Below are 15429 nucleotides of genomic sequence, written 5' to 3'. Positions count from 1 at the left end.
ATTGACATCAAAAAACTAAACACTAAATAGAAATAGATAATAGTTAATAGATAATAGATAGACTACTACTAGCATAATAACCTATTCTATTTCATTATTATTAATATTTTTTTATTTTTTTTTGCAACTATTTTTTTAATAGCCTCTTCTAAAAAGTTTTTTACTTTTTGAAAATTTTCTTCCAGTTTTAAGACCGATTCTTCTACTACTTGTCGAGAATCTTCTAAGAGTTTACTTATATCATTAGCCTTAGTCTCTCCGTGCATATTTTTGTGAAATAATCTTTTTTAAATTAAAAAAATCTCCAAAAATTGCCAAAATTTCATTCATTATATCTGATTTCTGTTTTTTTTCTTTTATTATTTTAATCCAAGTAAGTGCATTATTTACATAATTCACACCATCTTATTATACTACTTTTTCTACTAACTCTTTCCTCTTCACCTGCTTCTTCTTTCACAGTAGTATTTTCCTGAAAATTCTCTTTTTATTCATTCTCAACAACAAATCTTATGCTTCTATTTAAAATTAAAAATTTGTTTCTAAATTTCACTATTACACCTCTTTTGAAAAATTTGTCTTATTGAAACCCCCACTAATTATCACTAATTAATAAATATAATATAAAATAACAACATATATACACAAAAAGATATTAGTAAGTATACAACATCTATATCATATACTTCATATTTATAAAAATATTAATCTTTATCCAAAATAAATAATTTAACAAACAAAATAATCATTTATTAATGATTTTAGCATTTAATTTCTTTGCAAAGCGAGCACTCAAATTTTTAACTCTTAACTAAAATATACGAATCCTATTTTACATTTTTCAACTCTCTCAAGTATTACACTATACTTTTAATATAAACCAATTAGCCAAATCACACAATTAAATATAAAAATGCAGAAACAATAAAAAAACAAAATATTATTAAAACCCTTAAAAACAAGGGATATATCCAAAACATTTAATTACAATATACTTTTTGTTAATTTTTTCTGAAGAACATCATATATAAAAAGAAATTATTACTTTTTTATAACCTTCATTTTGTACACAACGCTCTTAAAATTAAGAATTTTATTTTTTACTATTTTAAAAAACTTAAAAAGCATTAACTTTTTAGCTCTACCTCAAACAAATGCCAAAACTTACCTTTACTAATAATAAACTTGAAAAACTCCCATATCCTTCCATTACACACATAAAAAAGGAATTCTCACTCAAAAATCTACTGCCATACATATAAAAATGCACACAAACATTGTCTTTTAGATTTTAACAGAATATACAGAAAAAATAAGGTACTTTTTTCTAAGGATATACACCAAGAGTTGACAATACAATATCTATACCATCACTAATAGCCTTGACAGGTATACATATTATTAAGAATGTATTTCAATTTTATTATTTTTCAATTCAGTAAATAATTTATTTAATGACATTGTCGTTCATAGTTAAAATTAATTTATGACCATCAATCATATTCACAATTGTATATTTTCTTTGACTCTTCTAAAGCCTTTTTATATTAAAAAGATCCTTTTAAAAGAAATCAAAAAGCACTTTTTTTGATTATTGTCTAGAAAACTATCTATAAACTACTCATGAATTTTTCATATTTAAACTTATCGTTAAGAACACTTTAAAATAAAGAATAACTAATACAAAAAATAAAAACAATGCAATATATTTATTTTTAATATATTGCATTTACAAATCTACACATAACTGTAATTGATAATTACAATTATTACTAATATAATAATTGTCTTAAACTATAAACAGACTATAATTATATGTAGCCTGTTTTTTATCAAATATAAAATAATAACATACTACTTTCTAATACCAAGGACCATTCTTATCAGTAGAGCTTTGAACTATCTCAAGAGAATCTTTCATTTGTAGAATCGAACTTACTATTGCTTTATATGCTTCATATGAATTAGATTGTCCTTGAACTTTTGAAATTAAAGATTTCATTTCTATTTCAAGTTTATTCAATCTTTGTTTTGCATGTATTTCCCTTATATATACAAAATTTGTTGCTGTTTTTGCGCTCACTTGAATGTAATTTAATAGTGTCTTAAGATCTCTCTCAAGTTTTTCTTTTGTAAAATATTTAGCCTCTTCTCTAGCTTTAGCTTTAGTAACACTATTAAGACGTGTAGAATACATTTGGGTTTGTTTTGTACTAAATAATATATAGTTATTATATATTTTATCAATCGTATCAATTGCTGAATCTACATTATATCTTACACTTTCTAGATAAGATTTATATCTGTTGTCTAGCCTTATTTCTTCTTTCAATAATTCCTTATCTTCCCAAGAGTCTTCATTATCTTCCCAATAGTATTGATCATAATCTTCTTCCTCTACTATATCAGTGTATGCAATAGTATTTGAGCCTGAAATATGTTTTGGCCCTAAATCAGAGTCTATAGTAAAATTAACTTCAATTGCATTGCTTTCAATAGTCTCCTTTAATTCACCACTCTCTCCATTAAGAGAAGTTAATACTCCATTAACCATTCTTGAATGACTATCTAAATTGTATCCTGTTGAAATTTCAGTGATTGAATTTTTACTCTCTACATCCTGATATTTTTGTTTTTGTATATCTTCTTTACTAAATTCAGATGTTGTATTTGATAATATAACATTTAAATCTTTCTCATTAAGAAGTACATCATTTTTTTCAAGACTGTCTTTAAGTACTAATCCCTTTTGCATATGTGCATTATCACGTTTCACATCATATTGAAGACCACTAGTTATATCATCTGATAATACATCTTGTGCTAAATTACTATTAGCAGATTTCTTACCACTAGTAGATAATCTTTTTTTGACAATTTTTCTTTTTTGCTTCGGAGACCTGACATTTTCAACAGATTGTCCACTAGTATCCAAGACAGCATTCACCTTATCAAATAAAATTAGAGATTTTTCTTTAATTTTATCGTCAAAAATTAAATCACAACTGATAAAACTAAAAAGTAATCCCAAAGACAAATATCTAGTTTTGAATTTCATTTTTCTCTCCTTTAAAGTTAATATTTAACATTAAATTTACATCAATTGAATAAAATGTAAAAAAATCCTTTTCCATATAAATACAACTTTAAATTTATCTCTTACTGTAAACTAAAACATTAATATTATTAATGCGAATTTCTATATTCATAACACACACCTTTAATATCATCAAATACTTTATCTTCAGGATCACCACCAACAAAAGGCGACTTAGCAGATCGAACAGCAGATGGCCCAGAAGATGGAGGATTTAAAAACATAAAATAATTATCAAAAACACTAGCAAGTCTTACCTCAATCCTATAATGTTCTTTTGCATCCATACCAAGATCTTCATCTCTACCCTCTACATTAGGTGAATTATCTCTACCATATTTAATATATCCAAGCAGTTCTTTAACTTTACCCTTATCATGCAATTTTAAGAAAAACCTTTTAACATACTCTTCCACTTTAGATAAATCGCCTTTTAAATAAATATTAAAATGAGCTGCACTGGCACGTGTTTTTGGTAATTCATCTTTTAATGCATCAATAAAAAAAGTTAATATACCAAGTTCATCATTATTAAGTTTAAGATTGTCTTTCCAATCAGATTTTAAATCAATATTTTTTAGGTCTTGCAATAACCGAGATTTATTCTTAGTTTTCAATAAACCACAACTTGCAAAACAAATTATACAAAATATCAATACAACTCTGCTATACACAAAATTCATCCTATCGTACCTCCAAAATACAAAATTAATTTATTAGTAATAAACATATGTCACTATTACTAATATTCACAATATGTATAACCTAATTCTATCTTTTGTACAGAATATTGCTCAAAAAACGAAATTTTAATCATAACTACAATGAATTAAGGAGTCCAAGATTTTAGTCAAAAGTAAAAATAAAAAACAATAATAAAAATAATCAAACGATATTGATTTAAAAAATTCAATATCGTTTTCCAATCATAAACACTCTTAACTCCTTCAAGGATCCTATATTCATATAAAAAATAACCTGTCATCACTTTTTATTGTTAAATTTCTGATAATAAATTAACAGATTACTACAGGCGCCACAGAAACTACTTGAACTCTTTCTTCTACCATACCATTTGTTTACTTTACTTAATCATATATACTGTTAAAATACTTTTTCTCATATTCACTTCTTAAATAAAACCTAAGAGAGTCTCCTTTCAACAAGAAGACTCTCCTTTTAAATACTATTGTTAAAAATAATATTTATACTATTACATATTTTTTTATCTTTTAAAACCCTCCAAGAACAGATTTTGCATTTTCAATAAGTTCTTCTATATCTTTCTTTCTTCCCATTACTTCACCTATCTTAGAAGAAGCAGATTCTAATTGCTTTAAAGAACTTTCTGCTTCACTTCTCGACCTTCTAGCTATTGCATCAATATTTCTTTTTCTTTCCCAGGAACTCCTATGTTTATTTTTTAATCTTTCAGTAATAGCTTCTTTCAAAGTCTTTTGTGATTTCTCAAAAAAATACTTTACCAGCACCAAGAGTAGCATATGACCACCCAACACAGCAGGAGCATCGGTATTAGCAGCAGCTGTTACCTTATCACCAGCATTCCCCGAAACAATTTTCACTCCAGATTTCTCTGCTATATCAATGATATTTTTAATTTCTGTAATTACGGTATCAACGCTAGCTTTTTCAACACCACCAGCAGCATTATTATCGTTATGACCAATATCAGAACCATCATAAACTACACCAGTAAATTTAGTGAGTGAACTAATTAATTTATCAAAAACACCACCCGCTCCTTTAATTGTATTTTCAACTACTTTAATTGTACTCACATCAACACTCTTTACCCCAGAAATATCACCCTCCAGCTCTTTTAATTTTTTATTAGTATCTTCAAATCCCTTTTTTACTTTTTCAAAGTGTTCTCCTACCTTACTTTTTTTATCCCCCACTTTAACTACACTAAATCCTAATACATCTCCAAAAGCACTCCCCAAACCCAACAAAAATCTCCTGAAACGCTTCTCCTATCGCAACTAATGACTCTAAAAAACTATTCTTCTTTGACTAATAAAAGTCTACCTTCCCCCCTCCTCCCGCAACTCCTCCACTATTACATCCCATCACTATCATCATCACCATCACCATTATTCCCTTTACTCTTTTCACTCTTCCCTTCCTACTCTCCTCTTTATTTCCCAATTCTTCCTTCCCTTTTATTCCTTTCATTTCTTTCTTCGCCTCCTTGTTTTTTTTATAGATTTTCTTTTAAATAAGAACACACAAAAAATAAGACGAACACAGAGATCAATAAATTAATGGATAAATTGAATGAATAAATGACAATTTTATTTTGTTTGTTATCAATTCAAAAACATAAAATCTTTAACATTAACTTTTCTACAAAAAAATACATAAATTATGTAAAATATAATCTATTTGGATCCTAATATGTAATATATTTTTAATATTCAGGATATGATGTGTATACCGTTAAATCTTGTTAAACAACTAAAGCATCTCATGTAAGTAAAATTAAAGCTCATTATTTTTTAAATATTATCTTTCTTAAAAAATCACCATACAATAAACTTAATATTTTTCATTACAATATAAAGAATACAAAATGAAATACATCTAAATAAAAGAAAACAACTTCCCTAAATAAAGAGAAGTGTTGTACTTAATGATTTATTTTATCTTTTATTACTTAAATTACTAATTTATTTAGTGGTTGTAGCTTGAATAGTATCAGATTTAGTAGAGTTAACTCCAATACTCTCAGAGTATTTTATTCCCTTGACTGCTTCTCTTATTTTATCTAAATTACTTTCTACTGTTTTCTTAATTATTACATCCAATATCCCTAATACCTTATTTACTGCACTTACTGCTGATGCTTTAACTGCTCCAGCTTCATTAGCAGCAGCACTAAATTTACCACTCTTAGTCATTGCCTTCAGAGCTACTGCTGCTGCCAAATCTGCATTAGTTTTTGCCCCATAGTTATTAGCACCAATTTTAGTAGCTAACGCACCAGCCTCATTATTATTATCTTGAGTAAGCTCAACAACCTTAGCATTATGAATCTTATCAATCATTGCCCATGGATCTGCTTTTGACACCTCACCTGCTAGTTTTGAAGCAGCACCAGCACCAACTGCAGCATTGGCAGTAAGAACAGCAGGTGCATCAGTATTAGCACCAGCAGCCACTTCACCACCAGTAATCCCTTTCCCAATATTTACTCCAGAATTAATAGCAGTCTCAACTATAATCTTAATCTCATCAATAACAGTCTTAACCCCAGCCGCATCAGCAGCCACGGCAGCAGCAGCATTATCACCTATATCAGTATCACCAACAACCCCAGCAAGCTTAGTTACAGAAGTTACTAATTTTGCAATAATTTCACTAGTACCTTTAATAACAGTCTCAACCGCTGTAATATCAGCATATGCAGTAGAAGATATATCTTTAGCTAAAGCATCCAATTTATCCTTAGTACTCTTTAATCCATCTCCAATAGTCTTAAAATGTTCTCCCACTTTACTTCTCTTATCATCCGACTTAACAGCATTAAACCCTAATATTCCTCCAACCATATCCCCAAAAGAAGTAAAAACATTCAAAAATTCATTCCTTAAACCAATAATAGACTTCAAAAATTTACTCTGAGAACTCTCTCCCTCTCCTTCCTTTATTCCTCCTCCACTATTACATCCCATCATCACCATCATCATCACCATTAATATTACTACTTTTACTCTTACTTTCCCCTCTCCTTTTTTCTCTATATTCATTCTTCTAGCCTCCTTATTTTTTATTTTTTTCTAGCTTATCTTTAAAGGAGAATCAAAAAAACAAAATGGACACAACTATGAATTAACGGATAATAAATAACAAATGTTAGCAATATCAAATAAAATATATCTTTTAGACAAAATAAAATAAAAGATACTAAGAACTTAACTCTCAGTATCTTCCCGTTATAACTTTATTTATCTTATTTTATTATTCAGTCATATAATTTTAGCCATTGATTCTTAGCATCAGAAGCACTCTTATCAGACACCACAGGAGTAGCATTAGCATTAATTTTCATTACTGCTTTTACTTCTTTAAGTCCTGCATCTATTATCTTCCTTATTGCTACTGTTAATGTATCTAGCGCCTTAGTTACTGCACTAACAGCAGCGCCCCTTTAACTGCAGTAGTAACTTCAGCAGTTCCAGCATTATCATTAGCAAATTTACCATTCTTTGCCATAGCTCGCAATGCTATAGCTCCTGCTATTGTTCCATCTTTTGCATTTGCATCAGTAGCTGAAACATTTTTAACTATAGCCTGCAGAATATCAGCTCCGGTCACTGCTCCTACTGCTTTTGCTGCATCTGCTGCTGTCTTCTTTGCATTATCAGCAGCACCAATAGCAGCATTACCAAATAATTTCCCTGCTTCATCATTCCCACCATTAGCAGTTCTTGCAGTAGAACCATCACTAGCCTTTTTATCATTCCCAGCCTCTGCATTTCCTACACCTTTAAGTACTATATCAACAATCCCTTTAATTCCCTTTACTAGCTTATCAACATCAGCTCCTGCAGCACCTCCAGCATTATTAGCAGCGATATTACCAATTGGATCACCTGCATCACCAATTGCCTCACTTGCCTCCTTTGCTCCAACTATTATCTTATCAAGTGTCTCACTAACCAATTTCTTCACTGCACTTTCAGTAGCCTCAGCATTCGGATTCTTTTCTTCCTTCATTTCAGCAACAATCTTATTAAGCCCACTCTTAATCCCTTCTACTGTACTCTGCACTGTCTTAAAATACTTACCTACATCCGACTTCTTTGAATCAACATTCAATCCCAATACGCTCCCTACCATTTCCCCAAATGAAGTAAAAACATTCAAAAATTCTTCACTCACATTAACTAATGACTGCAAAAATTTATTCTTCCCTTCCTCTCCTCCAACTACTCCCCCACTATTACATCCCATCACTATCATCATCATCAATATTAATCCCTTCATTCTCATTCTATCCCACATCTTATCCTCTCTCTTCACTCTCTCTATTACTCTCTCTCCTATCCCTCCCTTCCCTTTTATTTCCCCTTCTTTTCCTTCTCTATTCATTTTCTTCCCCTCCTTATTTATATTCATTATTAGCTTTTTCATAGCTTATTTATTAAAGAATTAGAGGCAAAAAAATATGATTTAATACTGCAAATAAAAAAGAGAGCTTGATTGCGCTCTCTACTAGCCTTTTTACCTAATAATTATTACATAAACTATATATACTAATTCACCTATTAATTAGCCTTAACTTTAGCTTCAGAACCCTCTCCTTGCTTAATCTCTCCTAATACCTTATTTATCCCTTTTAATCCCAAATCTACTGTATCCCTTATTGCTATTGTCAATGTACTTAACACCTTATTTACTGCACTTGATACTACACCATTTACTGCATTAGCATATTTATCACTAGCATCCTGCTTAGCCGCAAATTTACCATCTTTTGCCATCGCTCGCAATGCTATACCTGCTGCTATTATTGCGTCTTTTTGGTCTTCATTAATCTCTTTTTTAGCATCATCTTTTTTTGCAGCAGCAATCTCTGCTGCATTTTGAGCCGCATCAATTTTAATATCACCATTAACAACCTGATTAGACTTAACAATAGCTTGCAATATATCAGCACCACTCACTGCTCCTATACTTGCATTTGCCTTAGCTGTCTCAGCCTCTTGAGGAGCATCATCTTTCCTTGCAAAAAATTGTCCAACTTTCTTCTTTTCACCATCTTGAATGGCATCAGCATCTGCTTTGCCTTTTGTCAACACCACGTCAACTATTGTTTTAATTCCTTTCACAAGTGAATTGACACTTGTAACATCTGCTGCTACAGCATCTTGACCTCCTTTAACAGCATTTCCTATAGCAACATCACCTGTAGCACCTTTTGACGCTTCCTTTGCCCCTTCTTCGATCTTACTTATCTTCCCAATAAATTCCTCTACCTTCTCTTTCACTTTCTCATAATTCCCATGTTCTTCTAAAATTTTACTTAATTTACCTTTCACTATCTTCATTGTATTCTCAATTTTAGTAAAATATCCACCTATCTCACTTTTCTTTGTATCTGCCTTTATTCCTAATGTCTCCGTAATCATATCGCCAAAACTCACAAATACATCTAAAAATCCTTTCCCTAAATTTGCTATATCACTCAAAAATACCTTCTCTGGATCCTTTACTCCACTATTACATCCCATCATCATCATCACCATCATCAATATTATTACTCTTACTTTCCCCTCTCCTTTTTTCTCTTTATTCATTCTTCTAGCCTCCTTATTTTTTATTTTTTTCTAGCTTATCTTTAAATAGTAGGAAGACAAAAAAAATAAAATCAAATACACAAAAAATGAATGAATAATCACTAACAAATGACAACAAATTCATAAAAATTAAAAAGATACAAAGAGCTTACTCTCAGTATCTTCCCTTTATAACTTTATTTATTTATTTATTTATATTATTAAAGCTATTTCTTGCTTTAATATCTTGGTATTTATATACTTTAACTTCCTTAAGTAGTAGGTTTAACTACAAGCTCTGCTATTACATCCGACAATATCTTATTAGAAGCCTTCAACAATTCATCAATTGTACCGTTGAGTTTAGCAAGCTCAGTAGCCCCTTTATCTTTTGTATTATCAGTTACATCTATAGCACTTTTAGCATCTGTATCTTTAGCACCTTCTTTCCCAAGATCAGCATTCTTTTCTTTCAACTTATCTAAAAATGCTTTACCTTCTTTCCCAACAGCAACAATCTTTACTTTCAATTCATCAGAAATGTTATCTGTTGTTTCCAAGCCTTTTAACTTAGTGTTTACAGCTGATATTACACTATGCACTCCTGCAAGTAAAGACCCATTATAATCAGCTTCAGCAGTAAGACTACCATTAGCATCAATCTTTTTGCCTATAGCTTTAGCCAACTCTTCAACCGACTTAACTAAAGTATGCACTTCTTTAACACTTTCTGCAAATGCCACCGCATCTCTTATCTTTTTACTTACCACCTTTAAATCTATTACACTCCCATCTCCCTTCCTTGCTTTCCCTTCCTCTCCTTCCTTTATTCCTCCCCCACTATTACATCCCATCATCATCATCACCATCATCATCACCATCATCAATATTATTACTCTTATTCTCCCCTCTTCTTTTTTCTCTCTCCTCATTCTTTTCGCTTCCTTGTTTTTTTATTTCTTTATTTCTCGCTTTTTTATTAAGAATAAGGAAAACACAAAAGATAAAACGAATACAACTATGAATGAATGGACAAACGAAAATTCATAAAATATCTATATAAAAACTGATTATTTATTCTATTATAAATTTAAAAATATAAAATATTTATCATTGACTTTTCTATATCTATCATATATGACTTCTTATCATAAATATTTGTGTATTTTTTACCATATTATAAAACCATAAATGATTGTCATTCAATCTTTTTAAATAACTAAGGTACATCACAATAAAGATTAAAATTTATTTTTTATAATATAATATGTTATCTTGTATGATATGTACAATTTAACATAACAAACTGAATATTTTTCATTAGAACATTTTAAAAACCAAAAATAATAAAATTAATCATATAAAGCAATATATCTCTACTTCACTATAAAATAAAAGAGACAAATAACTTAACTCTAAGTATCCTCATCAGTATCTTTAATTTACAACTTTATTTATTTTCTTAAAGTTATTATCCTAATTGAATATCTTGGTATTTATATAATTTAACTTCTTTAAGTAGTAGATTTAATTACAAGTTCTGCCATTACATCCGATACCATTTTATTAGAAGCCCTTAATAATTCATCTATTGCTATCCTGTCTTTTTCTAATTTTTTCCGTACCTCCTTTTTTCTGATAAGTGACAAAGTAGTTAATTAGCTTTTACAAGAAAAAAAATAAAAGCTAAGAATACTACACTCTTAGCTTTATAGCTATTGATTTTATTTGCTCCGGTTACTTACCTTCCAAGTAAAAAACTAATTTTACAATAACATCCAAATTCTTTATCTCTTACCTTATTAAGATTGACCATCCGTTGCTGCAACATTAACAGGATTTGTAAGCTCATTAATTGCAGCTTCCACTGCAGCTTGAGCAGCTGTTATTAACTCATCAACTGCTGTATTGAGGGATTCAAGCTCAGTTACTCCTTTATTTTTAGTAGCATTTGTTACAAGTAAAGCTGCTTTTGCATTATCATCACTAGCATCTTCCTTCCCAAGATCAGTATGTTCTGTTTTTAATTTATTTGAGAATGATTCACCACTAGTTTTCGCAGCAATAACCTTTGCCTTCAGTGTAGCAGAAAGTCCAACCTTACCCTCTAATACCGTCAACTTACCATTGATATCCAACGCAATATTATATGCTCCTGCAAGCAATGATCCATTCTTACCAGCCATAGTATCAAACTTTCCATCTGACTTAATCTTCTTCCCAATAGCACCAGCAAGAGTATCTACTGACTTAACTAAAACATGCACTTCTTTTACTTTCCCCAAAAACTCCACCGCATCTCTTATCTTTTTACTTACTCCCTTTAAATCTATTACACTCCCATCTCCCTTCTTTACTTGTCCCTCTTCTACTCCTCCTACTCCCCCACTATTACATCCCATCACCATATTATCTTTGTTTGTACAATTTTATATAATAAACTGAATACTTTTAATTAGAACATTTTAAAAAAATCACAAATAATAAAATTAATCATATCAAGTAACATATTTCTATTTAACATACTATAAAATAAAAAATACCAAAAGCTTAACTCTTAGTATCTTCACTTTATGACTTTATTTTTCTTATTTACTTACATAACTTTACCTATTTTATTTTGACCACCAGAACCACTCTTTTTAGATGATACAGGAAGTATCATTAGTATTAATTTTCATTGCTTCTTTAACAGTTTTAAAACCTTTATCAATAGTACTTCTTACTAGATTCACTAGACTTTTTTACATTTTTAATATCTAATTATTGAGAAAGATATTAGATTTTTTCAAGTTTCAGTATGTTTTTTCTTACGCTAAAATTAACACTGTAAATGAGCATCATAAAATCTCTTCATTTTATACAAAAAACCGAATATTCTTGATTAGAACATATGCATCAACCAAGTAACACATCATTAACAAAAATAACACCTCCCTCATGATTAAAGAGAGAAGTGTGCAACATTACAATATACATAATTTATTAATCACCATTTATATTGTTTATTTAGTAGCTGAGTTTGAGTAAAAGCTTCAGTTGTATCAGTCTCAACTGTTTCAAAGTACTGTATTCCCTTAACAGCTTCTCTTATCTTATTTAGATTAATACTTACTGTTTTCCTAACTATTAAATCAAGTATTCCTAATACCTTATTTACTGCACTAGCCGCTGCAGCTTTGACAATACCAGTATCATTATTATCAGCACTAAATTTACCAGACTTAGTCATAGCTTTTAACGCAACAGCAACTACTAAATCTGCATTGGTAGCTACCTTAGCACCATTAGCTACATTACCACCAGTAACTAATTCTCCAGCATCATTATTAACATTAGCATCAAGATTTCCTGTTTTAATCTTAGCATTTTTTATCTTATCAATCTCACCTACTTGCCCTAAAGATTTTAAATGGCATTTCAATGCATCTAAAACTTCCTTAGCAGAATTAATTGCTTCTCTAATTGAATGTTTTAATAAATCGCTCTTATCACCACCTGTCTCTGACTTCTTTGCTACCTCTTCTAACTCTTCTGATGCTTTCTCAAGTTTAACACCTAAACTATTAAAATATTCTCCCACTTCATTCTTCTTTGTTGTTGCTTTAGCAGCAAATCCCAACACATCCGACACTAACTCCAAAAATGCATAAAATGCATTCTCTGCACTCCTCCCCCACTTCCATCATTGCTCCACTTAATCCTCTCCCGTCTCTTTTCTCTTACCTTTTTTCCTCCCTTAAAAGATTCTCTTAGATCCTTTTAACTCTATAATAAATGGATACTACACTAAAAAAAGAAAACAATTCTCCTACATGCAGAAACAAGTGTTTCACTGTTCTGACTTTATCATTTGCTTTAACGATCTATTTAGTAACAATACCAAATCCTAAAACACAAATTCCAATACATTGCATAGATTATCTGATACTCAAAATTACTTTTACACCGCAATTAATACCAACAGCATTAACATTAAAACAGCGAGTACCTCAGCTTAATGATTCATCAAAAAAACAAACAACTTCTACCTCTACCACATCCTTATTATCTACACTATCTATTAACCCTGCTTGAAATTCTTTAACACCTGAATCTGTTGCTAATTCTACTATCCCTTTTACGCATTATATGCCTTCTTTAATTCACTATCAATTACTACTATCCATTGTTTCAAACTAATTTCTGCATCACCTAATAGATTAAAATTACCTATCTTTCTAAAGCTCTTAGATGTGTCTTTATGTCCCCCTAAAACCTCTTTTAAAAACTAAAAGCTTTTTTAATGATATTCTTTGATGAAGCGCTTTTACCATCACCTGTTTCTGATCTTTTTTAGTTACTTCTCTTAACTATTCTAATACTTTTCCAAGTTTAGCATCTAGACTGTTAAAATATTCTCCTACTTTATCCCTAATTATATCTACTTTAACAGTAGATCCTAAAATATCGTCCAATAACTACAGCAATGCTCGAAACTTCTCTCAAATTCTATTATTGCTACAACTTAACCCACTTCCTAATCTTCCTTTATCTCCTGATACCTTTCCCTATAACCACCTATTACTTTTAAGATCTTTGAATTCTCTCTATTGTATTCAAAGATACCTCCTTCCTATATTCCTACGCTTACTTCAAAAGCAAAATCAAAATTAATAAATACAAAATGAGTAAAAATTAATGACACGTAAATAAACAAAGAATTAAGAAAATACACTATTAAGAAATAAGATATTATACCCTTAACAAAGTTAATTTATGTAAAAACAACAAAAAGGCCCTCTTAACAAGAAAGCCTTTTATTTCAATTACTTTATTATTTTGTATTAACTTTATTAATTTAATTTGCTGATCTTATTTAAGGTTATTTTCTATCATAAATAGTTACAAATTTTTAACTTTCGGTATTAAGTTTCATAGCTTCTTTTACTACTTGAAGTCCATCATCCACTGTTTTCCTTATTGATATAGTTAATGTACTGAGTAACTTATTAACTGCACTAATTGCTATATTTTTAACTTCAGTAGCAATATCATTAGCAGCATTACCATTGGCAAATTTACCATCTCTTGCCATGGCTCTTAGAGCTATTCCTCCTGCTACAGTTGCATCTTTGGGAGTAACTGCATTTCCAGTGGTTTCTTTTGCTAATTTAGCAGAATCACCATTATCTTTAATCATAGCTTGTAATATATCAGCCCCAGTTATTGCTCCAACTGCTTTTGACGCATCAGCAGCAACTTTTTTAGCATTGTCATCAGTACCAGCAGCATTATTTCCATTAGCAAATAATTTTCCTGATTCTCCATCACCTGCATTACCATTACTCCTTTGACCATCGCCAGCAATCTTTGCCTTATTGGAATCACCAGCATCAGCTTTACCTTCACCCTTAAGTACCACTTCTACAATAGCCCTAATTCCATTCACTAATGCATCTATACCAGTAGCTGCAACACCACTAGCATCATTAGCAGCAACATTTCCAATAAAACCATCCGCATTACCAATGGCCTCACTTGCTGTCCTTGCTCCACCAATTATCTTATCTAGTTTACTCTCAACTAATGTTTTAACTGCACTCTCTACTCCCTCAGCATTCGGATTCTTTTCTTTCTTCATATCACTAACAATTTTATTAAGTCCATCCTTTATCCCTTGCACAGTATCTTGAACCTTCTTAAAGTAATTCCCTACATCCGACTTCTTTGAATTAACATGCAACTCCAATACACTCCCCTTCCTTTACTCCCCCATCATTACATCCTATCACCATCACCACCATCATCATCATCCCCAATACTATTCCCTTCATTCTCATACTTCCTCCCTTATTCTCTCCTCTCCTATCTCTCTCTTCTCTTTTTGCACATATTTCCTTTATTTCTCTCTTCATTTCCTTCGCCTCCTTATTTTTTTCTTTATTGCTTTTTTATAGCTTATTTGCTTTTCCTTTATATTTACTTAGCTTATCTTTTAAGATCTATAAGCAAAAAATGTGATTTATATAGAAATAATTTACATAACAT

At 30.4% G+C, this 15429-nt stretch carries 10 protein-coding genes and 3 pseudogenes; all 13 read right to left on the bottom strand.

Annotation, left to right across the window (positions count from 1 at the left end):
- Positions 1-86: 86 nt before the first annotated feature.
- Entirely contained in the window at positions 87-266 is a 180-nt protein-coding gene (locus tag BDU_RS07115) for a hypothetical protein (protein ID WP_041177761.1), read from the bottom strand.
- Between the two features lie 1595 nt (positions 267-1861).
- Positions 1862-3058: a hypothetical protein gene (locus BDU_RS07110; RefSeq protein ID WP_012539667.1), complete on the bottom strand. Its 1197-nt coding sequence runs from the start codon at positions 3056-3058 to the stop codon at positions 1862-1864.
- A gap of 128 nt (positions 3059-3186) precedes the next feature.
- Positions 3187-3780: a hypothetical protein gene (locus BDU_RS07105; protein ID WP_012537734.1), complete on the bottom strand. Its 594-nt coding sequence runs from the start codon at positions 3778-3780 to the stop codon at positions 3187-3189.
- Between the two features lie 549 nt (positions 3781-4329).
- Positions 4330-4599: a P12 family lipoprotein gene (locus BDU_RS09075; RefSeq protein ID WP_404801595.1), complete on the bottom strand. Its 270-nt coding sequence runs from the start codon at positions 4597-4599 to the stop codon at positions 4330-4332.
- 36 nt (positions 4600-4635) lie between these two features.
- Positions 4636-5212, bottom strand: a pseudogene (locus BDU_RS09070) (variable large family protein); the annotation flags it as partial.
- A 575-nt stretch (positions 5213-5787) separates the two neighbouring features.
- Positions 5788-6867 carry a variable large family protein gene (locus BDU_RS07095; RefSeq protein ID WP_012539666.1) on the bottom strand — a complete coding sequence of 360 codons (1080 nt, stop codon included), beginning with the start codon at positions 6865-6867 and terminating at the stop codon, positions 5788-5790.
- A gap of 215 nt (positions 6868-7082) precedes the next feature.
- Positions 7083-8143 (bottom strand): annotated as a pseudogene (locus tag BDU_RS07090) (variable large family protein).
- A 245-nt stretch (positions 8144-8388) separates the two neighbouring features.
- Positions 8389-9420 (bottom strand): variable large family protein, encoded by a 1032-nt coding sequence (locus BDU_RS07085; RefSeq protein WP_012539664.1) that lies wholly within the window; start codon positions 9418-9420, stop codon positions 8389-8391.
- Between the two features lie 251 nt (positions 9421-9671).
- A complete protein-coding gene (locus BDU_RS07080; protein WP_012539663.1) occupies positions 9672-10331 on the bottom strand; it encodes a Vsp/OspC family lipoprotein in 660 nt (219 codons plus the stop codon).
- A 582-nt stretch (positions 10332-10913) separates the two neighbouring features.
- On the bottom strand, positions 10914-11048 hold the full coding sequence (locus BDU_RS08910) for a hypothetical protein (protein ID WP_318250859.1): 135 nt from the start codon (positions 11046-11048) through the stop codon (positions 10914-10916).
- A gap of 153 nt (positions 11049-11201) precedes the next feature.
- A complete protein-coding gene (locus BDU_RS07075) occupies positions 11202-11807 on the bottom strand; it encodes a Vsp/OspC family lipoprotein (RefSeq protein ID WP_012539662.1) in 606 nt (201 codons plus the stop codon).
- A 581-nt stretch (positions 11808-12388) separates the two neighbouring features.
- Positions 12389-13024, bottom strand: a complete 636-nt coding sequence (locus BDU_RS09115; protein ID WP_449727620.1) for a variable large family protein — start codon at positions 13022-13024, stop codon at positions 12389-12391.
- A 1269-nt stretch (positions 13025-14293) separates the two neighbouring features.
- A pseudogene (locus BDU_RS07065) lies at positions 14294-15194 on the bottom strand (variable large family protein).
- Positions 15195-15429: the final 235 nt, after the last annotated feature.

The organism is Borrelia duttonii Ly (genome assembly GCF_000019685.1).
GTDB classification, from domain to species: Bacteria; Spirochaetota; Spirochaetia; order Borreliales; family Borreliaceae; genus Borrelia; species Borrelia duttonii.
Note: the sequence above shows the minus strand (reverse complement) of the source record. Positions and strands in the feature narration are given on the sequence as shown.

What these genes read in the sequence shown, in the direction of transcription:
- BDU_RS07115 (WP_041177761.1), bottom strand. Translation starts at nt 266, where the DNA reads ATGCACGGAGAGACTAAGGCTAATGATATAAGTAAACTCTTAGAAGAT.
- BDU_RS07110 (WP_012539667.1), bottom strand. Translation starts at nt 3,058, where the DNA reads ATGAAATTCAAAACTAGATATTTGTCTTTGGGATTACTTTTTAGTTTT.
- BDU_RS07105 (WP_012537734.1), bottom strand. Translation starts at nt 3,780, where the DNA reads ATGAATTTTGTGTATAGCAGAGTTGTATTGATATTTTGTATAATTTGT.
- BDU_RS09075 (WP_404801595.1), bottom strand. Translation starts at nt 4,599, where the DNA reads ATGCTACTCTTGGTGCTGGTAAAGTATTTTTTTGAGAAATCACAAAAG.
- BDU_RS07095 (WP_012539666.1), bottom strand. Translation starts at nt 6,867, where the DNA reads ATGAATATAGAGAAAAAAGGAGAGGGGAAAGTAAGAGTAAAAGTAGTA.
- BDU_RS07085 (WP_012539664.1), bottom strand. Translation starts at nt 9,420, where the DNA reads ATGAATAAAGAGAAAAAAGGAGAGGGGAAAGTAAGAGTAATAATATTG.
- BDU_RS07080 (WP_012539663.1), bottom strand. Translation starts at nt 10,331, where the DNA reads ATGAGGAGAGAGAAAAAAGAAGAGGGGAGAATAAGAGTAATAATATTG.
- BDU_RS07075 (WP_012539662.1), bottom strand. Translation starts at nt 11,807, where the DNA reads ATGGTGATGGGATGTAATAGTGGGGGAGTAGGAGGAGTAGAAGAGGGA.